The 22,417-nt window shown below is 48.4% G+C and carries 23 protein-coding genes; 14 read left to right on the top strand and 9 right to left on the bottom strand.

What is annotated here, in order from left to right; all coding sequences use genetic code 11:
• Window positions 1-56: 56 nt before the first annotated feature.
• Genes A7975_RS25380 through A7975_RS25370 form a run of 3 tightly spaced genes read right to left on the bottom strand, consistent with a single transcriptional unit; the run spans window position 57 to window position 3,176 of the window.
• Entirely contained in the window at window positions 57-1,193 is a 1,137-nt protein-coding gene (locus A7975_RS25380; RefSeq protein WP_065386983.1) for a glycosyltransferase family 4 protein, read from the bottom strand.
• Entirely contained in the window at window positions 1,190-1,936 is a 747-nt protein-coding gene (locus A7975_RS25375) for a glycosyltransferase family 2 protein (RefSeq protein WP_053373711.1), read from the bottom strand. The genes A7975_RS25380 and A7975_RS25375 overlap by 4 nt, the downstream gene beginning before the upstream one ends.
• Before the next feature lie 22 nt (window positions 1,937-1,958).
• A complete protein-coding gene (locus tag A7975_RS25370; protein WP_065386982.1) occupies window positions 1,959-3,176 on the bottom strand; it encodes a hypothetical protein in 1,218 nt (405 codons plus the stop codon).
• A 159-nt stretch (window positions 3,177-3,335) separates the two neighbouring features.
• Between A7975_RS25370 and A7975_RS25365 the strand changes: the two genes are divergently transcribed.
• Entirely contained in the window at window positions 3,336-4,670 is a 1,335-nt protein-coding gene (locus A7975_RS25365) for a sodium-dependent transporter (protein ID WP_065386981.1), read from the top strand.
• A gap of 14 nt (window positions 4,671-4,684) precedes the next feature.
• Here A7975_RS25365 and A7975_RS25360 read toward each other — a convergent pair whose 3' ends face one another.
• The 4 genes from A7975_RS25360 to A7975_RS25345 all read right to left on the bottom strand — a co-directional run bounded on the left by A7975_RS25360 (window position 4,685) and on the right by A7975_RS25345 (window position 8,781).
• Window positions 4,685-5,338 carry a response regulator transcription factor gene (locus A7975_RS25360; protein WP_053373714.1) on the bottom strand — a complete coding sequence of 218 codons (654 nt, stop codon included), beginning with the start codon at window positions 5,336-5,338 and terminating at the stop codon, window positions 4,685-4,687.
• Window positions 5,322-7,478 (bottom strand): ATP-binding protein, encoded by a 2,157-nt coding sequence (locus A7975_RS25355; RefSeq protein WP_065386980.1) that lies wholly within the window; start codon window positions 7,476-7,478, stop codon window positions 5,322-5,324. The genes A7975_RS25360 and A7975_RS25355 overlap by 17 nt, the downstream gene beginning before the upstream one ends.
• A 66-nt stretch (window positions 7,479-7,544) precedes the next feature.
• Window positions 7,545-7,733, bottom strand: coding sequence for a hypothetical protein (locus A7975_RS25350; protein ID WP_065386979.1), 189 nt, complete (start codon window positions 7,731-7,733; stop codon window positions 7,545-7,547).
• Window positions 7,734-7,830: 97 nt separating this feature from the next.
• The gene (locus tag A7975_RS25345; protein ID WP_065386978.1) at window positions 7,831-8,781 is read right to left on the bottom strand and encodes a polyprenyl synthetase family protein; all 951 of its coding nucleotides are present in this window, start codon (window positions 8,779-8,781) and stop codon (window positions 7,831-7,833) included.
• Window positions 8,782-8,976: 195 nt separating this feature from the next.
• Here A7975_RS25345 and A7975_RS34600 point away from each other — a divergent pair, with 195 nt between their 5' ends.
• From A7975_RS34600 to A7975_RS25290, 11 genes are all read left to right on the top strand, one after another.
• The gene (locus A7975_RS34600) at window positions 8,977-9,774 is read left to right on the top strand and encodes a hypothetical protein (protein WP_065386977.1); all 798 of its coding nucleotides are present in this window, start codon (window positions 8,977-8,979) and stop codon (window positions 9,772-9,774) included.
• A 187-nt stretch (window positions 9,775-9,961) separates the two neighbouring features.
• A complete protein-coding gene (locus A7975_RS25335) occupies window positions 9,962-11,635 on the top strand; it encodes a glutamine--tRNA ligase/YqeY domain fusion protein (protein ID WP_065386976.1) in 1,674 nt (557 codons plus the stop codon).
• A gap of 79 nt (window positions 11,636-11,714) precedes the next feature.
• Entirely contained in the window at window positions 11,715-12,308 is a 594-nt protein-coding gene (gene mobA / locus A7975_RS25330; protein ID WP_065386975.1) for a molybdenum cofactor guanylyltransferase, read from the top strand.
• Between the two features lie 198 nt (window positions 12,309-12,506).
• Window positions 12,507-13,013: a GNAT family N-acetyltransferase gene (locus tag A7975_RS25325; RefSeq protein WP_053373721.1), complete on the top strand. Its 507-nt coding sequence runs from the start codon at window positions 12,507-12,509 to the stop codon at window positions 13,011-13,013.
• On the top strand, window positions 13,010-13,723 hold the full coding sequence (locus A7975_RS25320; RefSeq protein ID WP_065386974.1) for a metallophosphoesterase: 714 nt from the start codon (window positions 13,010-13,012) through the stop codon (window positions 13,721-13,723). Before A7975_RS25325 ends, A7975_RS25320 begins: the two co-directional genes overlap by 4 nt.
• Before the next feature lie 31 nt (window positions 13,724-13,754).
• Window positions 13,755-14,207: a VanZ family protein gene (locus A7975_RS25315; RefSeq protein WP_065386973.1), complete on the top strand. Its 453-nt coding sequence runs from the start codon at window positions 13,755-13,757 to the stop codon at window positions 14,205-14,207.
• Window positions 14,208-14,277: 70 nt separating this feature from the next.
• Complete coding sequence (gene hisC / locus A7975_RS25310) at window positions 14,278-15,339, top strand: histidinol-phosphate transaminase (RefSeq protein ID WP_053373724.1); 1,062 nt, start codon at window positions 14,278-14,280, stop codon at window positions 15,337-15,339.
• Entirely contained in the window at window positions 15,339-15,773 is a 435-nt protein-coding gene (locus A7975_RS25305) for a hypothetical protein (RefSeq protein ID WP_065386972.1), read from the top strand. Before hisC ends, A7975_RS25305 begins: the two co-directional genes overlap by 1 nt.
• A 168-nt stretch (window positions 15,774-15,941) precedes the next feature.
• Window positions 15,942-16,544, top strand: coding sequence for a TetR/AcrR family transcriptional regulator (locus A7975_RS25300; protein WP_053373726.1), 603 nt, complete (start codon window positions 15,942-15,944; stop codon window positions 16,542-16,544).
• 6 nt (window positions 16,545-16,550) lie between these two features.
• The gene (locus tag A7975_RS25295; protein WP_065386971.1) at window positions 16,551-16,979 is read left to right on the top strand and encodes a DMT family transporter; all 429 of its coding nucleotides are present in this window, start codon (window positions 16,551-16,553) and stop codon (window positions 16,977-16,979) included.
• 1 nt (window position 16,980) lies between these two features.
• Complete coding sequence (locus A7975_RS25290; RefSeq protein WP_053373728.1) at window positions 16,981-17,304, top strand: DMT family transporter; 324 nt, start codon at window positions 16,981-16,983, stop codon at window positions 17,302-17,304.
• An 83-nt stretch (window positions 17,305-17,387) separates the two neighbouring features.
• On the opposite strand, the gene A7975_RS35525 is transcribed toward A7975_RS25290, so the two are convergent.
• On the bottom strand, window positions 17,388-20,450 hold the full coding sequence (locus A7975_RS35525) for an FAD-dependent oxidoreductase (RefSeq protein WP_369688960.1): 3,063 nt from the start codon (window positions 20,448-20,450) through the stop codon (window positions 17,388-17,390).
• 278 nt (window positions 20,451-20,728) lie between these two features.
• On the opposite strand from A7975_RS35525, the gene A7975_RS25280 reads away from it, so the two are divergent.
• Entirely contained in the window at window positions 20,729-21,409 is a 681-nt protein-coding gene (locus A7975_RS25280) for a serine/threonine-protein kinase (RefSeq protein ID WP_255314551.1), read from the top strand.
• A gap of 72 nt (window positions 21,410-21,481) precedes the next feature.
• Here A7975_RS25280 and A7975_RS25275 read toward each other — a convergent pair whose 3' ends face one another.
• Window positions 21,482-21,691, bottom strand: coding sequence for a hypothetical protein (locus A7975_RS25275; RefSeq protein WP_053373729.1), 210 nt, complete (start codon window positions 21,689-21,691; stop codon window positions 21,482-21,484).
• 293 nt (window positions 21,692-21,984) lie between these two features.
• Between A7975_RS25275 and A7975_RS25270 the strand changes: the two genes are divergently transcribed.
• Window positions 21,985-22,404 carry an RrF2 family transcriptional regulator gene (locus A7975_RS25270; RefSeq protein ID WP_053373730.1) on the top strand — a complete coding sequence of 140 codons (420 nt, stop codon included), beginning with the start codon at window positions 21,985-21,987 and terminating at the stop codon, window positions 22,402-22,404.
• Window positions 22,405-22,417 lie beyond the last annotated feature (13 nt).

The following is a 22,417-nucleotide window of genomic DNA, read 5'->3' as shown; positions in this document are numbered from 1 at the left end:
GTTTATTGATTTTTTAGCTAGGCGAACCCTCTAACAACCTACCCCCGCGCCCGAAGTCACCTCAATCTCCCCAGCTGCTCCGCAATGATTCCTCTCCACTGCTCATTCCATTTGCGCTGATCGAATGCGAGGGCGGTTTGCCTGGCCATTTGGCTCATGGAGAGGCGTTTGTCCTCATCGTCCAGCAAAGCGCGAACCGCTTCGGTGAGCGCTTGTGCCCTTGGAGAGACAAGCCTGCCGTTCATGCCGTCGATGACGATATCGTTTAGTCCGCCGACATTGGCGGATACGACGGGGAGGCCGCAGCTCATGGCTTCCAAGCAGGCAAGCGACGTGCCTTCTGAGAAAATCGTCGGGATAACGGCGATGTCGGCATTTCTGTAAGCCTCTCGGACTTCGCTGAACGAGTAGGTGCGATGCGCGATTCGGGCTTTATTCGGATGGGCGTCTACCCAAAGGTGGAAAGCGGCAGCGATCGTCGTTCCTTCAACCAGCTCGCCGGCGAACTCGATAATTACGTTCGGGTACTCCTGCAAAATCGCATCTGTGAGCAGCATCATCGGAACGACTCCGCGTTCATAGCTGAGTCTTCGCGGAAACAACACGCGCAGAGGCTTGCTCTGAGCTTCGCTGCCTCTGCCCGGCGTAAACCAATCCGTATCGACCGCGTTTGGGAGCAGAATAATGCTGGCGGGATCGGAATAGCAGCAGACGGAGCGGCAGTAAGTTAAAAATTGCGAGTCAACGGAAACGACGCGGTCGAGCTGCCTGATCGCTTCGTTGATGATGGCAGCGACATCCTGCTTGGCCTCCCGCGTCATATCATGCCGATCCCAGCTAATGCCGTGGCAAATGCCGATGCTGCGCGGTCTGTAGCGAATGGGATGCCAGATACAGCTGCCATAAATGATCAATCCGTCGGCAGCCTCGGCCATCTCCTCGAAAGCGGCGGCGATTTTATCGGTCTCATAGGTCCAGCCTCGAACGCGAACGCCTTCGTAGACCGTATCAAATGCGCCAAAGTAAGAGAGCTGATACACGACGGGGCGAAGCCCCATGCCCGTTACGACTTGGCAGAGTGCATGCACATACCTCTCTAAGCCCCCGCCGAACGGGCGCGAAATATTTTGTGTATAGCCATCTAAATAATTATGCGTCAAAATCGTAACCGTATCCCGTTCAGTCTCGCTCAATCCTCAATCGCCTCCTCGCGCCAGCGGATCAAATTCGGCTTCGGATCGAGTATCGACTCGTAATGCGCAAGGCTGCCCCACTTGCCGAATGGATCAATTTGTTTGTAACGCTCGTACTTCGCACGCCGATCGGCGCCGCTTCCTGCCCAGCCCAAATGCTTTATCCGAAATTCGGTACAAGCGCCCGGCAGCGCAGCGGCAGTAATGGGCAGTCTCGGCACATGATGCTCCCATTGCGGATAGAAATAATGGTAGCCCGGCAAATAGCGAACGAGCGTCATCGTATGCCGCTTATGCAAATTCCACCATTCATCCTCGCGGTAATGAGTGAGCGAGCCCCAGAAATCGAACATGCGAAAACCAAACCAATCATATTGCTCCTGATTGATTAATGTCCTAATCGCTTTGGCTGCCCGCTGCTCATAGATTTCATCCGCGTCCACCGACAAAATCCAATCGGGTTCTGTCGCTACGGTTTCCTGCCACAGTCTTTGCCTCAGCTGCCACTCCGAGCGAAAAAGAGGCGTATCGAGACGGACCAGCTTCACGACTTTATCGAAGGAGCGGCATAGCTCATAGGTTCCATCCGTGCTGGCGTCATCCACAATAACTAGCTCGTCGACAAAGCCGGATAGCTCGGACAATACCGCTTCCAAGTACCGGCCCTGTTCATTTCGCACCTGCAAAATGGCCGTCAGCTTATTGCCGTTCTTCTTGCGCCGCCAAATGCGTCCGTCGTCCATGGAACGTCCTCCTTCTTCGCTTTTATATATCTGAGGCTCTCCTGCTAACATCTTTGGCGAGCTCGAGCACCGCTGAGTCTAGCACCGCCAGCTCGGCGATATTGCCAAGCGCCTCCAAGCCATTTTCCGCTGCCTCCAAAAAAGCATGAATCGCCTCGTGGCGTTTCCCTTCAAGCAGAAACGTGGTTCCCCGAAGCAGCAAATATTGCTGCCGTTCCTCATCGGTCGTCAGATGCTCCGGTGATAGGAGGGCGATCGCCTTCATTAGCCGTCCGCTCTGTATGCAGGACTCGGTGGCGAGCCGTTCGGCCATCGGTTCTGCTTCAATCAGCTCCAGCCGCTCAAGCGACTGCTTAAAATCATCGTTCAGACGATAGAGCAGCGCTCCTGCAAGCCCGTCTTTCCCTTGATGAAGCCAATCATCCAGATAGCTGACCGTTTGCTTCTCCTCCTCCGTGACGGCGGTGAAGCTGTACGTTTGAACGGCTTGTTTGGTCAGTCCCTGCTTTAGTTCAATGGCGGACAAAAAACGGTAATACGTACTTAGAGCGTCCTCTTTTCCTTCCATAACGGCAAGCTCGAATGAAGCAAGCAGCGCTTCCTTTGCTCGTTCCAGATCACAAATCAGATACCGATAAACCGCGTGGAAAAATAAAGGCTGCAGCCTGCTCGTCTCTGGCTGCCCAGCCCCAGCGCTGAGCAGCTTGCTGTACCATTCCGCAAGGCTGCGCTGCTGCAAACGAATAAGCGGCTTAGGGGAGAAGCCGCTGAGCATCCAGCTGAAAGCCTGCTTTGCCAGCAAGTCGCATACCTCATCCCGTCCGTCGAGCAGGAAGACATGCTCCGTGCAAAAGGATTGCTCCAAATAATAAGTCTCCGATTCCGTGATGATTAAATCAGCATGCGCGCATAACCATTTCCGGCATTTTGTCCAAAGTGCAGGCTCGCCTTGCTGGGGAGATTCCGGCATCGCAATAAGCATAAGCGGCTTAGCGGCCATCGCCGTTTGAATCCAGCAAGGATGCAAAACGACGGCGGCAGCCTGCTCCCAGTTGAACTGCTCCGCCTGTTTCAAGGAAAGAGACGTTACTTCTGGTGGCGCCTGTGCAGGGACGGGGCTTTCCGAAACGATATAAATCGCATATTTATCACTAAGCTTGCTGAACAGCTGTTGAAAGGGAGCGGGGAGGCTATTCCAGCCGCCATCCGGGAAAATAACAAAGGACGAAGCAGCCGCCATCGATTCACCTTCCATCCTGTGAGATATGTATTCGCTTTTATGAAGCCTATGCAGGGCATGCATGTACGAATGCAGATATATTTTTCGAAAATGGTCATACTACCCATCAGCACCTCTAGAGAAATTCTGGTAAGCATAGAAGCGGGAGGAATTAGGGTAATGAAGGATCAATATCGCACAGACGAGAGGTTTTCGTCCTCGGGATTTATTTTAGCGGCAATCGGAAGCGCAGTCGGTCTAGGCAATATGTGGAAGTTTCCTTATATAACAGGACAATACGGGGGCGCGGCCTTTTTTATGTTATTCGTCATTTGCTTGCTGCTTGTTGGCCTGCCGGTGCTGCTTGCCGAGCTGTCGGTAGGAAGGGGCGGCAGAGGAAATGCGGCGACCTCGCTCATTCGCCTTAGCGGGCAAAAGCTGTGGGGCGGCTTAGGGTTTATTACGATAGTAGGCGCGTTTGTCATCTTGTCCTTTTATGCGGTAGTTGCAGGCTGGACGCTGCACTATGCGATGCTTTCTTTCACGGGAAAGCTGTTCGTGCATAAGGATTACGCGCTGCTTTTTCATGATTTCAATGCCAGCTGGATGCCCGTCCTTTGGCAATTTATCGTGATGGTGCTAACGGGTTTCGTCATCATTCGGGGCGTGTCGGCAGGCATCGAGCGGTTCAATAAGATTCTCATTCCGGGGCTCGTCATTTTGCTTCTTGTGCTTTGCGTTCGCGCGCTTTCGTTAGAGGGAGCAGGGGAGGGCGTATCCTTTTTCCTAAAGCCCGACTTTAGCAAGCTCTCGGCAGAGTCGGCGCTCGTTGCGCTGGGACATGCTTTCTTTTCGCTTTCGCTAGGCATGGGGGCGATTATGACTTACGGTGCCTATGTGGACAAGCGGCAATCGCTGGGACTCGCTACGCTGGCTATCGGAATCGGGGATTTAGCATACGCTTTTCTGGCGGGGCTGATTATTTTCCCAACAACCTTTGTATATGGGCTTGAGGCATCGCAAGGGCCAGGCCTCGTGTTTGTGGCGCTGCCGGCTGCATTCTCCGCGATGCCGTTAGGCGCGGTTTTTGGAGGCTTGTTCTTTGTGCTGCTAGCTTTTGCGGCGCTGACATCCATGGTGTCGCTGCTTGAAGTGCCGGTTGCCTTCGTTCGCGAGGCATTCGGCTGGAGCCGTACCTTTTCTGCCGCGATGCTGACGCTGCTTTGCTTCTTGGTCGGGCTGCCGTCCGCTTTATCATTAGGAGATAAAGCGCCGTGGCTAACGTTTGGCGGCAAGCCTTTTTTTGATTGGGTTGACTTCGTCTGCTCGAATATAATCCTTCCGCTCGGCGGATTAGTCGTAACCTTGTTCGTCGGATATGCTTGGAAGGGGGCGGCGGAGGAAGCGGGCTTGTCTTCATGGTGGCTGCGCGTGTGGATGTTCATGCTGCGCTACGTGGCTCCGGTATTAGTGCTGCTCGTCTTTCTTTACTCATCAGGCATTATTGCGTTTTAAAGCAGAAGCTGATTTTAATTGTCGACGCGCTGAAAGCGGTCGTCCTGCGTAATTTTGGCAAGCGCCTCGACCTTGGATTTAACGCCCAGCTTGCCGTAAATTTTTTTCAAATAGTTTTCGACGGAGCTCTCGCTAACGTGAATGATGCCGGCTATTTTGCTGTTCGTATATTTGTCGGCCACCATCGATAAAATTTTCTCTTCGGTCGTGGTCAGATCCGCTTCCCAGTAGTGCTTGACATGATCCGGGCGCTGCAGCTGAACCTGTCTAAAAATAGGCAGCGGCATGATCGTATACCCGCGAATAACGGTATGGATCATGTCCAGAATGTCCTGGGGCGAAGCGCTCTTATTCAAAATCCCGCTTACGCCGCACTCGATAAGGCGATTGAAATAGGGAATATAGTCATATCCGGTATGGATGATGATATGTATCGCAGGATGCTGCTCCTTGATCGCAGCGGCAATATGAACGCCGGTATCATCCGGAAGGTTCAAATCAAGAACAACAACGGAAGGGAGCTGCTCTCGAACCATCTCGATGCCCTCCGAGCCGCTCGCTGCAATGCCAAGCACCTTTATGCTTTGATCTTGCTCCAATAGGAACTTGATGCCAAGCGCCATTGCCGGATGATCATCGATAATGAGTATTTTAATTTCTTGATTCATAAGTGTCTTTCCCTTCTGCAGGCAGCGTGAGGATAAGCTTTAACCCTTTATTGATGGACGTAAAATACTGCATTTTACCTTCCAGGCTGTTGATGCGATGATTGATGCCATGCCAGCCGATGCCCCCGCTATGCTCTTTTTCGTTTAATCCGATGCCATCATCCTCATATTCGAGTACAAAGGTTTGATTGGCGTAGTAGAGGTGGAAATCGACCTCATTCGCTTTGGAATGCTTCTTCGCATTAGAGAGCAGCTCCTGCATGATCCGAAATAAATGATGATGGACATCGGTATCAAGCTGTTCCCACTCCGTCTTTTGTTCAATGCGCAATTGCAGCTTAAAGGGGACATTCATCCTCTCCGTCTCGATGAGATTGGATACCGTTACGGCGAAGCCAACCTCTTTCAGCAGATGAGGATACAATTGAAATCCCGTTTCCCTCACGTTCAAATTAATAATATCCAAATACTCCGCCAGCTCTTTTAATTCCGTTTGCAGGGCGGCTGGCTCGAGCCTCCCGTTTTGAATGGCTGTGACCCGCTGCTTGGCAAAATAAATATCCTGCATCACCGTGTCATGCAGATCCGTCGCAACCCGGCGGCGTTCCTTTTCCTGCATCTGATAGAGCGATTTTCTAAACCATAAGTAATAATCAGCAGGCATGTCCGCTGCGGCGGCCGGCTCGGAAATGAGCTCGCTCACTTTCATGGAGAGCTTCTCGGATAAGTATACATTCTCGATCAAAATAGAAAGCTGGCTTTTTAATATAGCAATCCATTGCTGCTGTTCATCGCTGAACGGCAGATCAGGCGATATTTTTTTCATAATAATATGGCTGGTGAAATCCAGTTCTGAATTTATGGCATATACGATGTGCTTTGAGGGGGGCAAGTCATCCGTAAGGACAGCATGCTCCAGCTCTGTTTTATTGAGCGGTCCATGGGTCACCAGCCTGATGCGGGAGTTGTCATGGAATCGCAGCGCTGCCGCTTCAAGCCCAAGTGCCGTGCAAATCTGAGGCAGCAGGCTAAACTTCGCATCCTCTAGCTTCTTAATCTGCCCATGCTCTGTCAGAATACGATAAAACGCGCCAAGCCGTCTATTTTTTATCGGAAAGAGAAAGCTGACCGTTCCATTGTTCTTATAGAGCGTCTCCTTAACGGTGTAATAAATAAAGGTCAGCGGAAATAGCGTGATGAACCATACGGCATAAGCGTAGCTGACTACCGGTTTTCCCAGTAAGTCAGGAACGACCGACAAAAGCAAAAAAGGCAAGAATGACAGAAGAAAAGCGATGAAAATGATTTTGATCACCTTGGCTGAGAAGGAGTATTCATGGCGCTTCTCTATGTAAATCACGATTAAGAGAATGATCGTAAGCAGCGATCCTAATGCAAAGCATAACAAGCTGATAAAGCGGTCAATCAAGAAATAGCGATGGAGGGGCATGTTCAGAAAATAGACGATCCGTATCGCTGCCAGGAAAGTAAGCAAAGCGAAAGCGTATTTGAGCCAGCGTTGATGAAAGAGCTTATAGCCCTTTTCCTTAAGAAAGAAATAGATGAACTTTGCAAACAGGAGCGGAATAAATGACATCGCATTAAGCGTAATGAATTTGGCAAGCGCGTCTGAGCGTGAAGAGGCTTCGGCGCACATGAAGGCAAGTCCCATTAATATGAACACAGCGAGTAAATAATAAATGGATCGCGAATGCTTCACGTTAAAATAAAGAAAGACGGAAATGGCAAATAGAACAAGCTCGCCTATTATTCCCAGCACGTACCTGGATGAGAGCTCGTTCGTGTTATTTTTGATATCAAAGGTATATCGCTGGCCGTTTCGCATGATTTCAATCGAATGGGCTTGTTCAATATCTCGGAATTTTAGCACGGTGAAATGCTCGCCCGTAGGCCCACCATTGATGCGCAGCACGGTATCGTTGACGATAAGCCCCATTTTCTCGGCTGCGCCGTCTTCATAGATTTCCGAGATTGACCAATTAATGTTGTCGGTAGAGCTCACGCCAATGCCGAGGTAAGGGTAATGAAACGTAACATAGCTGACCCATGAATGAATCAGCAGCAGGCCGGCTCCTACAAAAATAAAGATAAACCGCTTGAAATGCGGTAATTTATGCATGGCAGTAATCCTTTCAGAATACATAATAAAAAGCCTGACTCATTGGTCAGGCTCTGTATTATGGAATTAAGCCCAATAATCGGATGAGGCAGTTCCATTGCTAAGTGCTGCTGCCGGAGTTGCATAGGATAGTTTGAGAACCTGCTTCTGTTCCATGGAAATCGTAGCTTCGGCTAGTATTGTTGAAAGCTTGTCTTTTGAGTTTTTGTTAGCTGCATACTGAAGAGCGGTTTCTTTAAGCTGCGGTGACCACATGGTTAAATTCCCCCTAAAAAATGGTATCTTTACAAATTAAATTATAGCAAAAAAGATAGAGAGGATTTCCCTAATATTTTTAGGGCAAGCCGCAATTTTATTTACGGAAATGGCCGATGGTGATCGCTCTGAAATGATGCTCCCAAGGCTGGCTAACGGGTATCGTTGTCAAAAGATGATCCGCTTGCAGCAGATACAGCTTTTGAACAGCCGACGTATACTCCGAAACGCCGGATGTATGGATAAATTCAACAAGCTGCTGCTCGTGAGCAGGCAACTCCTCCATTCCTATTATACCGTCGTAATATTTTCTGAGAAAGGGAAAGTTTCCCTCGCTGTGATCGAGCAAATACAAAGTAGCAAGCGTCCTTTTGCGCTGAACGATATCATTCCGTTCTTGAAGGATGGATAAGTTTTTGACATCATTGCGCAGCTGGGCGGCAATCCCGATGAACTGTGCAAAATCTGCGAGCTTTATTGCTATAGAAGCATCTGGCTGATCAACGAGTTGATAGCCTAGCTTAATAGCAGCGCCAAGGAGCGATGCGGACTTCTCGGAAATAAGCTGTAGATACTCTTCTTCCTTTGTGACGGTGTTCTGAATATCCTTGTGCTGGCCATTATGAGCCGTTGTAAGCAGTTGAAGAATATCCGAGCCAAGCGGTTTGTTCAGATTGCCTGCAATTGCGGCAGCCATTATGCCTGAAGCGCAGTTCATGGCAACAGATGGCTCGTCATGCATCCATGGCGGGATGAAGTTGTCCTGATCCTGCAGATCATCGAATATATCCAAACTTATAATAAGCAGTTCCGTTTGGGCAGCCGCATGATAAATAGCTGGGGAGCTGCCTCCGAGCATGTAGTGGGTATACAGCGTCAACTCGGACCATAACGTTGTTTCTGATTTTTTATATTGAATATAGCTTCTAATGATCCGATTATAGCTTTCTTCATAAAAGTGTATGTCTATGATTTTAAATAATTCAATAGAAACATAGTCGAGCATGGAGCGTTGTTCATATGAGCCGGCAGGAGCGCTTTCTTGCATGGATTTGATTCTTCCTTCCTACTTATAGATGGATAATTTTCTTTTTGGTAAGGATAGCTATATAAATCCGATTTATGCAAGTAGTTACTGCCTTAAATTTTCTTGGGGAAAGACTACATTTATGTGGGGGGACAATCCTTGCTCCATTTACTATACTAAGGGGTGATATTAATTTGTTAGAATAGGAGCATAAGGATGCTATGTGTAGAGCTGAGGCGCTTGTCCAAAAACAAGCTCTTTTACGTTGCTGTCTCCTTCGGAGTAATCATTGGCCTGATAGGGCTATTCCCTTATTATTCGGATACATCCTACTATAAAATATATCAGTTAGACACCTCGATTTCAGCTTTTGAAGCGTGGCTGTATTGTCTGGGCCTCGGTTCGGGGGCTATGCTCCAGCTCCTTTTGCCACTCCTTATAGGTCTGCCCTATTGTGATAGTTTTCTGCATGATAAAAAAACAGGCTATTCAAAAGCCGTCTTGGCCAGAGTTTCTTTTGCCAAGTATATGAGATCAAAAATAGTCGTTAATTTCCTCGCAGGCGGATTGACTGCCATTGCTATATTGTTCATTTTGTTTTTAATCGTTGCTGCCTTGTTTCCGCTGCACTTGCCCAATACCGATATGAATTTTGTGCCACAAGGACCCGGAGCAGCTTATTATCAGGAGCATCCCTTTCTCTACATTTTATTTATTATAGGGACGAACGCAGTGTTTGGCGGATTGTACGGCATTCTCGGGTTTTCGTTTTCGGCGCTGCTCAAAAACCGCTATGCGGTGATGGCTTCTCCGTTTTTGTTCTATATGGGGCTGCTGGTCATATCTGAGGTTTTTCATATTAAGATCATTGATCCCGTTCATTTAATAGCCGCTTACAGCGTGCAATTGCCAGGTATGGGGACGTTTGTTTGGGGGTACGGCGCAGTTGTTCTCATAAGCTGTATATTAATTATGAAATTGATCAGAGAGACAAACAAAGAACTGATACAATGAATCGTCAAAATTAAAGAAGTTAATAGAGAAACATAAGCGTAAACAACAATTGCAGCCCGCCTCGATCGAGGCCGGGTTGTTTCGTTTGCTGCTGAAATGACGCCCGCAAGCAGGGAGTATTATAATTTCGCGGAAATTTGTGTATTATAAGAGGATAAATATTTTCCGTGGGAAAGGTTGGTCGCAGATGGAGAATGCAGTAGAGAACAAGTCATCATCCTCGAATTTTATAAAAAACATCGTAGTCGAAGATTTGAAGAGCGGCCTTGTGCAGGAAATTGTGACTCGTTTCCCGCCGGAGCCGAACGGCTATTTGCATATTGGACATGCCAAGTCGATTTGTTTGAACTTTGAGCTCGCCGATGAGTTTAAAGGCAGAACCAATCTGCGTTTTGACGATACGAATCCGCTCAAAGAAGATACCGAGTATGTGGAATCCATTCAAGAGGATGTCCGCTGGCTTGGTTTTGAATGGGATGATCTTCGTTTTGCGTCGGATTATTTTGAAGAGCTTTATAACCGCGCTGTCTTGCTAATTAAGAAGGGCAAAGCTTACGTGTGCGATCTGACGGCTGAGCAAATGCGCGAATATCGCGGCACGTTGACCGAGCCTGGCAAAGAAAGCCCTAATCGGAACCGCTCTGTCGAGGAGAACCTCGACTTGTTTACGCGCATGCGCGCGGGCGAGTTCAAGGACGGCGAGCGGGTGCTTCGCGCTAAGATCGACATGGCTTCGCCGAACATCACGCTGCGTGATCCGGTGCTGTACCGTATTGCGCATACGCATCATCACCGTACGGGCGACGCTTGGTGCATTTATCCGATGTATGATTATGCCCACCCGCTAAGCGATGCGATTGAAGGCATTACGCACTCCATCTGTACGCTGGAGTTTGAGGATCACCGTCCTTTATATGACTGGACGATCGCGGAATGCGAGATGGAAGCAACTCCTCGCCAATATGAATTTGCCCGCCTGAACGTGACGAATACCGTTATGAGCAAGCGCAAGCTTAAGCAATTGGTAGACGAGGCGGTTGTGGATGGCTGGGATGATCCCCGCATGCCGACCATTAGCGGCTTGCGCCGCAAAGGCTACACGCCGGAAGCCATGCGTGCATTTTGCCGCGAAATCGGCGTGTCGAAGAGCAACAGCCTTGTGGACGAGCGCAACCTTGAGCATTTTATAAGAGAAGATTTGAAGCTGAAAGCTCTTCGCACGATGGCGGTATTACGCCCTCTGAAAGTGGTTATTACGAACTATCCAGAAGGCCAAACCGAGCTGCTGGAAGCGGAGAACAATGCGGAGAACGAAGCGATGGGAACGCGTCAAATTCCGTTTTCCCGCGAGATTTACATTGAACAGGATGATTTTATGGAAAATCCTCCGAGCAAATATTTCCGTCTCTTCCCCGGCAATGAAGTACGCCTCAAGCATGCGTATTTTATTACATGCCAAGAAGTGATCAAGGACGCGGACGGCAACGTTATCGAGCTGCACTGCACGTATGATCCGAAGACGAAGAGCGGATCCGGCTTTAATGAGCGTAAAGTGAAAGGCACGATTCACTGGGTAGAAGCGTCTCAAGCCGTACCTGCCGATTTCCGTTTGTTCGAGCCGCTTATTACGAGTGAGGCGGAAGAGGAAGGCAAGCCATTCCTTGAATGCATCAATCCGAATTCGCTTGAGGTGCTGCAGGGCTTCGTTGAGCCGAACATGAAGGATGCGGTTGGCGGCGACAAGTTCCAGTTTTTCCGCCATGGCTACTTTAATGTAGATCCGAAGGATACGACGGCAGAGAAGCTGGCATTCAACCGTATCGTTTCGCTGAAGAGCTCGTTCGATCCATCCAAAGCCTAAACGCAAACGAAGCGCAGAAGCCTGCCGAGATTTTTACACTCGGCAGGCTTTCTTTCTATCTGGCAGAGGGGGCGAGGTTGTGGGGAAACATCGCATTAACGGTTTAATTTTGGCTGGCGGGCTTAGTACGAGAATGGGAACGGACAAAGCGCTGCTGCCCATCGAGGGCAAGCCGCTGCTGTACCGGCTGGTCGAGCAGTTAAGCGCTCTGACGCAGCATGTGATTATATCGGTTGGATCATCGGAGCGGGAGGCGCTCTACCGCGAATCCCTCGAGGAACGGGGAGAGAAAGTGAGCTTCGCCTTGGATCATGCTCAAGGATGCGGTCCTTTGTCCGGTCTGCATGCAGGCTTATCTGCTGCCGCTGAAGGTTACGTATTCGTTATGGCTTGCGATATGCCGGAGCTGTCCGAGGAGCTGCTCGCGCAGCTCATGGCTCATATCGATAGCGGAGCGGACGTTATTCACGCCGATGGACAGCCGTTTCATGCGCTGTATCATACAAGAACGGCCACGCAAATAGCGGCTGCGCTTGATGCGCAGGATTACCGCGTCATGCGGCTGCTTAGCAGGCTGCATACTCTTGTGGTTAGTCCCTCGGGGAATGGCCGCGAAATAGTCGCAACGAACCTCAACACGCCTGATGATTACAACAAATATATAGGCAAGTAAGGGATGCAAAGCAAGGTTTTGATTCATGCGGCCTGCAGAGCGATTAGCTTGGCGGGCTTTTATTTTTGGATGCTCAAACAATCGGCGTTGTGATATAATTTGTCAAAGTTGGGAGAGGCGTTAGGCCTTCATAAATCGTTAATAAATAAGCAGCAGGAAGCACGCAAGCGACACATAGGAAGGTACGAGGTGGCGAGTATGTCTTGGCAGCTACAATATGAAATTATCGACGCTCAGCTAAGCGATTTGGAGCGTATTGTCGACATTTATAATTCAACGATTGCAAGCCGAATGGTTACGGCAGATCTGGAACCGGCAACGGCTCTGAGCAAAAGAAAATGGTTCGATGAGCACTCTGCCGATTTCCGGCCGTTATGGGTACTGCGAATCGAAGGGGAAATTGCGGCGTGGTTCAGCTTTCAATCGTTCTATGGCAGACCTGCCTACAATACAACGGCGGAGATCAGCATTTATATCGCGGAGGAATACCGTTCCCGCGGCCTTGGCTCGGTGTTGATTCAGAAGGCAATCGAAGAATGCCCGCGTTTGGGGCTTAACACGCTGCTTGGCTTCGTGTTCGGACATAATGAGCCAAGCTTGGCGCTGCTTCGCAAGTTCGGGTTTGAGGTTTGGGGGCATTTGCCTAAGGTAGCGGTGCTTGACGGCGTAGAGAGAGATCTTGTGATCTCGGGGAGACGCGTATGAAGCGAACGTTAGTCATTAGTGACATTCACGGCTGTTATGCGCCATTTAATGATCTGCTTGCGCTTATGAACTATTGCCCGGGCGAGGATCAGCTTTTGCTGCTCGGCGACTTTGTTGACCGTGGTCCAAGAAGCAAGGATGTGGTGGAGCAGGTCATTGGCCTGGTGCAAAAGGATGGCGCGATTGCCATTCAAGGCAATCACGACGAGAGGCTTGTTGACGTCATGCTGGAGCGGAATGAACAAGCGCTGCTGAAGTTTTCCGGACACGGCGGAAGACAGACGGCCGAGAGCTATGCCGGCATTAAGCAAGGCCCGATCGAGCATGTTATCGAATGCGCGAAGGCGGCGGTTCACGAGCATTATCCGCATCATATGACGTTTCTTGACAATCTTCCGTATTACCATGAGGACGAACATTTTATTTATGTCCATGCCGGCCTTAATCCTAATTATTTGAACTGGAAAGATCAGCCGCCAAGAGATTTTCTCTATATTAAGCAGCCATTCCTTACCAGGCCGACCAATGTGAACAAAACGGTTGTTTTCGGCCACACCAAAACGATCGACATTCACGGCAAGCCGGATATTTGGTTCGGCCCCGGCAAAATCGGCGTTGACGGCGGTTGCGCAAACGGGCATCAGCTCAACGGATTAGCGATAACAGGAGCAGACGAGTTTAAAACGTATTCTGTACCTTGGAGATTATAGGGTAGCTGTTCATATAAAGAGGTGAAATGGAATGCGGATGTACGCTAATGCTCATTACAAAAGCTTGCTGCTGAATGTTTTGCTTACGGCGCTTGCCTTAGTTTACGCACTTATTATGGGCTGGCTGTTATTTTACCGCGGCCGCTATTTTGGCGAAGGCTACAGCTATAATCTAGTTCCATTCTTTACGATAAAAAAATATATCATTTACCATGATCATTTTAATTTTGATACCTGGTTCAAAAACTTATTCGGAAATATCGTATTATTTATACCGATCGGACTTTTTTTGCCGTTATTCAATAAGAAATACAGACATGTGCTCGCGCTTGCCGCAGCCTCTATCCTATTGATTACAATTGTCGAGCTGACGCAAATGCTAACGCGGGTGGGCAGCTTCGACATCGATGATATTATATTGAATACCTTCGGGGCGATGATCGGCTTGCTGATAACACGGTCCGCCCTTCGTCAGCCACTGTGACTGGCATATCTATTAATGTTAAAATAAAAGCAATGAAATAGAATCAAGGCAACGAAAGGAAGAATGACGAATGAGTAAATTTTGGAGTCCGCTAACCGCGTCGCTCGTGCCTTATGTGCCAGGCGAGCAGCCGAAGGATAAAACGTATATTAAGCTGAATACGAATGAAAATCCATATCCGCCATCCCCGAAGGTAACCCAGGCTATCAAGGATGCGGCGAATGCGGATTTGCGTTTGTATCCCGATCCTACTTGCGAGGAACTTGTGCAAGCGGCTGCAAGCTTTTACGGCCTGCCCGCTGAGCAAGTATTTGTCGGCAACGGCTCGGATGAAATTTTAGCATTTGCGTTTGCAGCGTTTTTTGACCCGGCGAAGAAAGTGCTGTTCCCGGATATCACGTACAGCTTCTATAAGGTGTATGCGAAGCTTTACGGTTTGCAAACGGAGCTTATTCCGCTGGACGAGCAGTTTCATGTGCAGGTGGAAGCCTACCATGCGGATAACGGCGGCATCATTATCCCGAATCCGAATGCGCCGACAGCGGAGCTGATTCCGCTCGAGAGTATTCGCAAGCTGCTTGCGAGCCATCCGAATCAGGCGGTCATCATTGACGAGGCTTATATCGACTTTGGCGGGCAATCGGCGGTCGAGCTGGTTAAGGATTATCCGAATCTGCTCGTCGTGCAGACGCTCTCGAAGTCACGTTCTTTGGCAGGACTTCGCGTTGGCTTTGCCTTCGGCAGCGAAGAGCTGATCGAGGGGCTTAATCGGATCAAAAATTCATTTAACTCTTATACAATTGACCGGCTCGCCTTAGCAGGCGCCGTTGCTTCTCTCGAGGACGATGCTTATTTCCGTGAAACGACTGCGAAGGTGATCGCTACGCGCGAGCGGGTAACGAAGCAGCTGCTTGAGGCGGGCTTCAAAGTAACGGATTCGAAGGCGAATTTCGTCTTTATTTCGCATCCAAGCATGGCGGCAGAGAGCATTTTCCAGCAGCTGCGGGATAAGGGCGTGCTTGTACGCTACTTCAATCAGCCCCGGATTCATGAATATTTGCGGGTTAGCATTGGCACGGATGACGAGATGGATGCTTTCATTGCGGCGCTTCAAGAAATTGTAGGCGTATAATGGAAGCGGCAGCAAAGGAGCCGATGTTGTTTAAGCGTTCGATGAAGTCGGTGCTGTTGCTAAGCGCCATTTATGCCGTAGTAAGCAATGTTTATCTCTATTCTGCCTACTTTAACAGCAGCGTTATAGAGTGGAGCTACCTTATTTGTACGGTGATGGTAATCGCATTCGTGCTGCCGATAGTGAAGCTCTTTCGCAATCAGCATTGGTACTTTCCGGCCTTCATCTTCTTGTTTTGGATACCGTTCAGCGTCCTGCTTGCATTTGTGCTTAGCCAAGTGCTTCCGGTAACAGATGATTATGTCGATTTTGGGCTGCTGCTCGTTTACTGCCTTATATTGAATGTCGCTGTTATGGTGCTTAGCATCGCATTAGGCATGATCATAAATACGGGTTGGATGTTATGGCATCGAATGAAGCAGAACAAAAAGTAATAATTCTAATTCATAAGCTGTGCATGTTTCTCCTCTTAAAAAAGGAGCATGCACAGCTTTTTTTGTCCGATGATTTATACCTTGACTTTTGGCCTGATCCGTCTTACAATTCTGTTAAACTAACGTTCGTTAGGCAAGGGAACGGACGAGGCAGCAGGAGGGATAAAGATGAGTAAGGAGCCTTCTACGGCGGAGAGAATCAAGCTGGCGGCGTTAACGATGTTCACGGAATCTGGTTATGAAGGAGCATCCTTATCAGAAATTGCCAATGCGGTCGGCATCAAGACGCCGTCCATTTATGCGCATTATAAATCAAAGGAGCAGCTGTTTCTGCAGCTCATTCAAGAAGTGATCGCGGAGGAGCGCAAACAATATTTAGAGCTGCTTCAAGCGATTGAGCAGGACCCAATCAAACAACAGGTCTATCGATTATTTGATTTTTTCACCAATCTGAAGCATATGTCGACTGGGCAGGCATTTTTGAAGCGGACGATTCTTGTACCGCCACGGCATTTGCGTGATCAGCTTAGGCAGGATTTCATGCGGCATGAAAATGGGTTAACCGAAGGACTTGTAGAGGTGCTGCATAAAGGTGCTTCTGAGGGATTATTCAACCGTGACGAGGAGCGGCTGATTGCCTCCTTTTACGTGTGTGTCGATGGCATTCTGGTCGAAAACCAATTATATGAGGAAGAGCTGTTCGAAAAAAGGAAGCAAATGGTGTGGCAATCATTATGGCAGCTTTGGACGATGACAGCGAGAGAGGATTGAAAAATCATGCAGTGGATTTATTTATTATTAGCAGGCTTTCTGGAGGTTGGCTGGACATTTGGCCTCAAATATTCGGAGGGCTTTACACAGCTTGTTCCAAGTATCGTGACCATCGTGCTGCTTGCCGTAAGCTTTATGCTATTTGCCCGTGCGATGAGAACGATTGAAATAGGCGTTGCTTACGCTATGTTTACAGGTATTGGGACGGTCGGAACGGTTATAGCAGGCATTTTTATATTAAATGAACCGGCTGATTTCTGGCGTTTGTTCTTTATTGCAATATTGGTCGGCGGGATCGTTGGGCTTAAGCTTGTGTCGAAGGATAAACCGGCGCCAGCAGATGAGCAAGCAGAGGCATCCTCATCCATTCAGGAGCGCTCAACGGAATCAGCGATAAGAACAAACAACAAAGATCGTGAAAAGGTGGGTACGTAACATGGCTTGGGTCTTTTTAATTATATCCGGCTTAGGCGAGGTCGGCGGCGTAACGTTCATGAAACTGTCTGACGGTTTTAAGAAATGGAAAGGTACCGTTGGAGCAATCGGAGCAGGCTTTATCAGCTTTTTCTTCTTATCCAAAGCGCTCCAAACCATTCCGATAAGCACGGCATACGGGATATGGACGGGAATCGGCTCGATCGGCAGCGTTTTGCTCGGCATGTTTATTTTTGGCGAATCGCGTGATTGGCGTAAGGTGTTATTTTTATCGATGATTATTTGTGGCGTTATTGGACTAAAGGTTGTCAGCGGAGGGCATTAGTTGAAATTTTTGGAAGAGTTTGCTTCTGCGAGGTCATTGACCTTGCAGAAGCAGACTCTTTTCTTTTGGAGCAGGAAGGGCTCTCACTCGTACACGATATTTGCGTAGTATTCCATTAAATCTCGTATGAGCATAAATGCCTCGCCGTTAGTTACCTTGGCTGGATTGGCGATCGCGTCTATGGTTTCGGGTTGAATCCAGCCCCGGCTAATGATTTCGCTGCTTCTCAGCTCCGCAGCGTTCTCGTTGTCTATTGTATGAGCAATCGTCTTGAAGGCTTGCTCGAGTGTCAGCGGCATAGCGGATGGATCGCTCATGCCATCAATAGCGGCAACTGATTTTCCTGTAAAAAAAGCGGGATGCCTGTTTTTTACATTGTTCATATTATTGACGAAGCGTTGGGCATTTGACGGAGCATCCAGCTCAAAGCTTTTGTTGTCAACGGATCCGCTTGTCAAAAGCATGCTTACAGCTGCGATTAATCCTTTGTATGCTTTGTGGCTCTTGTAGGCAGGCGCTTCAAAATCATTCATGCTAAGGTCCATGCCCTGTGCAGTCAGCCTTTCCCGGAGGGTGCTTATCAGCTCGCGTGACTGTGAAAGCTCGCGAAAGCTTATCTTGTTCTCGGCTGCAAGCTTTGCTGCCGCACCTGCGGCTTCTGCGGTCGCCATGCCAAGCGGAATAGCTCTGGCGCTGCCGTGAGGCAGCGAATCGAAGCTGGCAGACCGGCCCACGATGAGCATTCCGTCGACCTCCTTCGGAACCAAGCTGCGGAACGGTACGCCATATTGAATAGGGGCCATGATGATGATGCCGTTATCCTTATAATTGGTGCTTTGAATATCCAGCTTGTAAGAGCCGTACGCAATGGCATCCCAATGATCGCGATTATCGAGCAAATCGGCTGCGGTCAAACGATACTCCCCTTCAAAATGGCGGGTTTCCCTAACATATAGTTCATCCGCGGTGCCGGCAAATTCAAGATTTTTAAATTCACGGAACTCCTTCTTTAAATACGCTGCGATGCGAGGAGCCTCTTGCTTGCCGATTTCAAGCGCCTCTGCCACAGACTCGGGGTCAAGCGGGTCGACTTTAAAAATGTGCATCGCATTAATAAGGATGGTGTTATCATTTTGCCGCCCGATATTAAGTCCGCGAATGCGAACGCGCTCCGGATTGCTCGATACATACTCCTTAGCCTCAGGAAAGCCCCAGGCGCTCATTTTATCTATCCCCGTATTTTTATGTTTAGCGAACGAATCCCAAAGTTGTTGCGTGACGCCGCTTAGCTTGAACACAAGCGTCACAGCCATTTGCGCATTCGGGTCGCCCAGATCTTCACGGCCTATCGTATACGGCGCCCCCGCTGCTGCAGCAATGTCTCCGTCCTGCGTCGCGTCGATCACCGAATTAGCTTGAATCTCGCGTTCATTGCCATCCTCGAGCACGACATGCAGTCCGGTTACTGCTTTGTTTCCGTTTGTCTGCGTATGGATGATCGGAGCCATTTTTCGAGTTTTCATCAACAGGTCAATGTTTGGTTCATTTGCAACCATTTCATAAAAAGCATTAGCCGCCGTATGGGTATCAAAGGACGTTCCTTCTATTTTGTCGTACCATTCTTGGAAAATGCCTTTATTTAAAAAAATGTGCTTGCCGAGTGAAGTTTTATTTTTAGGCGAGTAGTTGAGATCCAGCGTATTTAAGCCTCCCACTGTCATAAGGCCGCCTAATATTTCACGGTTCTTTCCGTCAACCAATAACGTTTTCAGTCCATTGCGGGCAGCGGAAACGGCTGCGACAACGCCCTCTGGCTCTGTTCCGACGACGATGACATCATAATTCCCGCTAAGATTGGTTTCCGATTGAACGGATAATAGCTGCTGGCGCCGGGAAGGGTTGCTCGTATCGTCTGACTTCTTCTGCCAAATCCCGAAGACAGCTGCGAAGACAAGCAGCAAGGCGGCAGAACCGAGAGCAATCATTTTGCCTGTTAGAATTCGCTTGTTTTCCTTTCTCTCCGGCAGCCTGCCGAATACAAACGAAGCGTAAGGGTTGAGCCTGCTTGCCAATTCCACTGTCAGCCACGATGCTCCCAGCATGAATATCCAGCTTCCTAAGTAGCGGAAGTGGCTTAGCCAGCTAATTCCAAAGCTCGGTATGTACTGATCGTAGACAAATAAGTAAAAAAGATGAATCAGATAAATACCGAAGGATAATTGTCCTAGGCGATAAAATGTTTTGGAAACTATACCGGGCAGGAAGCGGTAAATAATGAAAGAAGCCTGAACTAGGACAAGAGCGGATAGCACGGTATGGAAGCTACATAAAAATTCATACAGCAGCGAATTATAGCGCGTTCCAAGCAAACGGGCATTGTAATTGATCAAGACATGGGACAATGCAAACGCAAGCCAAGCAATCCAGATGATTGCCCAGGCCGATAGCCGGTAAAGGGTAACATTTTGTTTGCTAATCATGAGCCATGCTTTGATTTTAGGGAAATAAATACCCATCGCAGCTCCAAGAAAGAAGAAAGAAAAATAAGAGAAGGACCAATTCCCTTTGTTTGGCACCTGAAAATAATATTTGTTGAACAAGACAAAGGCCCATTGAAGGGCGAAGCCCATCGGAATAAACCAAGGCACGAGAGCGGCTTTTTTCTTCGCCAGCCAAAGAATCGCCGGAAATAACAAATAAAATTGAATGCTAATAAAAATAAAATAAAGATGGGAGAACGCTTTTCCGAGCAAAAGCTTTTTGGAGAAGCTGGCTAGCGCGCCGAGCGAGAAGATCGGCTCATGCTGGATTAGCTGCACCAAGACGAAATACAGGGCTGAAAATATGAAATAAGGAATGATGATGTAAAGCAGTCTTTTCTTATAGAAGCTCGTCATAAGCTTGGTATCCAGCGTACGAGTATAATAGCTGTAAAATAATACAAAGCTGCTTAGCAATATAAACGTCGGTGTACCAAACTTCATGAAAACGTTAATGAAATTGTAAAGGGAGTAGTAGCCTGATTTCAGCATGGAAATTGTCGCGGATGCGCTGGCATGAACAGACAGCACGCCGAGCATTGCGAGCGCCCTTGCGATCTGAAGCTCGGGAATCTGTTCGTCTCTGTTTTGCAGGTTCGGTGTCATAGTTTTAAGGCCCGCCCTTTCGTGTTTGGATTGGAATCTTCACGAAAGTATCACGGCGCCTGGGGCGGTTCAATAATTCTGCAGCAACCTTAATGCAATGATAAGCAAGGTGAAATTTATCGTTAGAAATCGTTAAGGAGTAAGACGATTTGTTAAGGAAATAGTAAGAATAGGCAGGGCGGAAATGAAAAGCTAAACGGGTGTGCTTTATTTTTGAACCAGCTCGTTTTACAATATGGAGGAATAAGATGAAACTAAAGGGAAAAGCGGGATGATACATGATGGATGACCGGCAGTTGGAGATGCTGATCTCGTTAACCGAACGGTCGCTGCTATCTGAAGTTGAGCTTAGCAGCATAGACCCCAAAAATCCGATTCGCGTGGCTGTACTGCCGCTCGGATGGAAGCTGCTTGGAGCAGGGAACTACGCTGGCGTATTTACGCATGGCGATTATCCGGATATAGCGGTCAAGGTATATGCGCCTAACCGCGAGGGTTGGGAAAGCGAATGCGAGGTTTACCGATTAATCGGCAAGCATCCTGCTTATTCGATGTGTTACCACGCAGGGGAGCATAACGGGCATTATTATTTGATTTTAAAGCGATTGAAGGGGAAGACGCTTTATCAATGCATTATCGATGGGGTAGCTATTCCAAACAAGGTCATTGAAGATATCGATCAGGCGCTCGACTATGCTCGCTCCCGCGGCTTATACCCGCATGACGTCCATGGCAAAAATGTGATGGTGAAGGATGGGCGGGGCATCGTCCTCGACATTTCGGATTTTTTGAAGGAAGAGCCATGCACGATGTGGGATGATCTCAAAAAAGCGTACAACAAGATCTATATGCCTTTCCTGTCCAAAAAGCCAAGGCCCGTACCCGAATGGGTGCTCAATGGCGTTCGCAAAGGCTACCGCTGGATGCGAAGCTCTACAGTAACGGGACGCTCGTCCTAATGATTAGACCGAAGCAGCGGCTGCTCTGTTTGAGCAGCCGCTGCTAGGCAAAGCATTCCCTAAACCCTCGCATTAATGCTCTTCGTCAAAGGCGTCAAGCAGCACCTTGGCGAGATCGGCGTCCTTTTTAAGCACATGAATCCGTCTCAAGGAATTGCCTTCAATGGTAATTTTGGATTTCAATCCATTTGCTTTGAAATGGGCCTGCAATCGGTCAATTAATTCCGATCTAGAACCTCCTTCTGTACGAACGGGTATCCAACGATTCCAAAATAATGCCATTATGCGTCACCTCCTTAAAGTTTTACATAGTAAAACCGGTATAGGAAGCATGTGCTCTCCGGCTTGGCTTGCATGTTCAAACCGAATAAGGATGCACATATCATATTTATTCAGCCATAGCATTCAAACATGACAGCGAAACGAAAAATACTTTCACGATCTATCCAATATCTGATGGAGCATAACTGTTTGAGCCATGCCGTATGCTATGGAAGTGAGTTGGCGACCTGTCTATTGACAAACTTAACTGTAACTGATAAAATTACAGTACAAAGCAGGGAGGCCCTTAAACAGTGAACAGCGAATTTACGATTGCCGTACACAGTCTCGTTTACTTGGCTTATTTACCGGAGAAAATGGCTAGCAGCGATATGATTGCCGAGAATGTTGGCACGCACTCTGCTCGCGTTCGTAAGGTAATGAGTGGTTTGCGCCGCAGTGGATATGTGGATACGCGTGAAGGATCGGGAGGCGGCTATCGGCTGACGATTGATCCGAGCGTGGTAACATTAGCCGATATTTATCGCGTGATGGCACAAGGCTCGCTTATTCCGAGCTGGTGCTCGGGCAATCCAGAGATGGATTGTGTCGTTGGATCGAATATGACTCAAGTGATGTTCGGTATTTTTTGCACAGCGGAGAAGCAGCTCGAAAGCCATTTTAGCGCGATAACGATTCAAGATGTATTGAAACAAATTCACGCATGCGGTTAGCAAATGATGATTC

This window comes from Bacillus sp. FJAT-26390, assembly GCF_001682865.1.
Taxonomy (GTDB): Bacteria; Bacillota; Bacilli; order Paenibacillales; family Paenibacillaceae; genus Pristimantibacillus.
The sequence above is the reverse complement of the archived record's forward strand: the minus strand, read 5'-3'. Positions and strand labels throughout refer to the sequence as shown.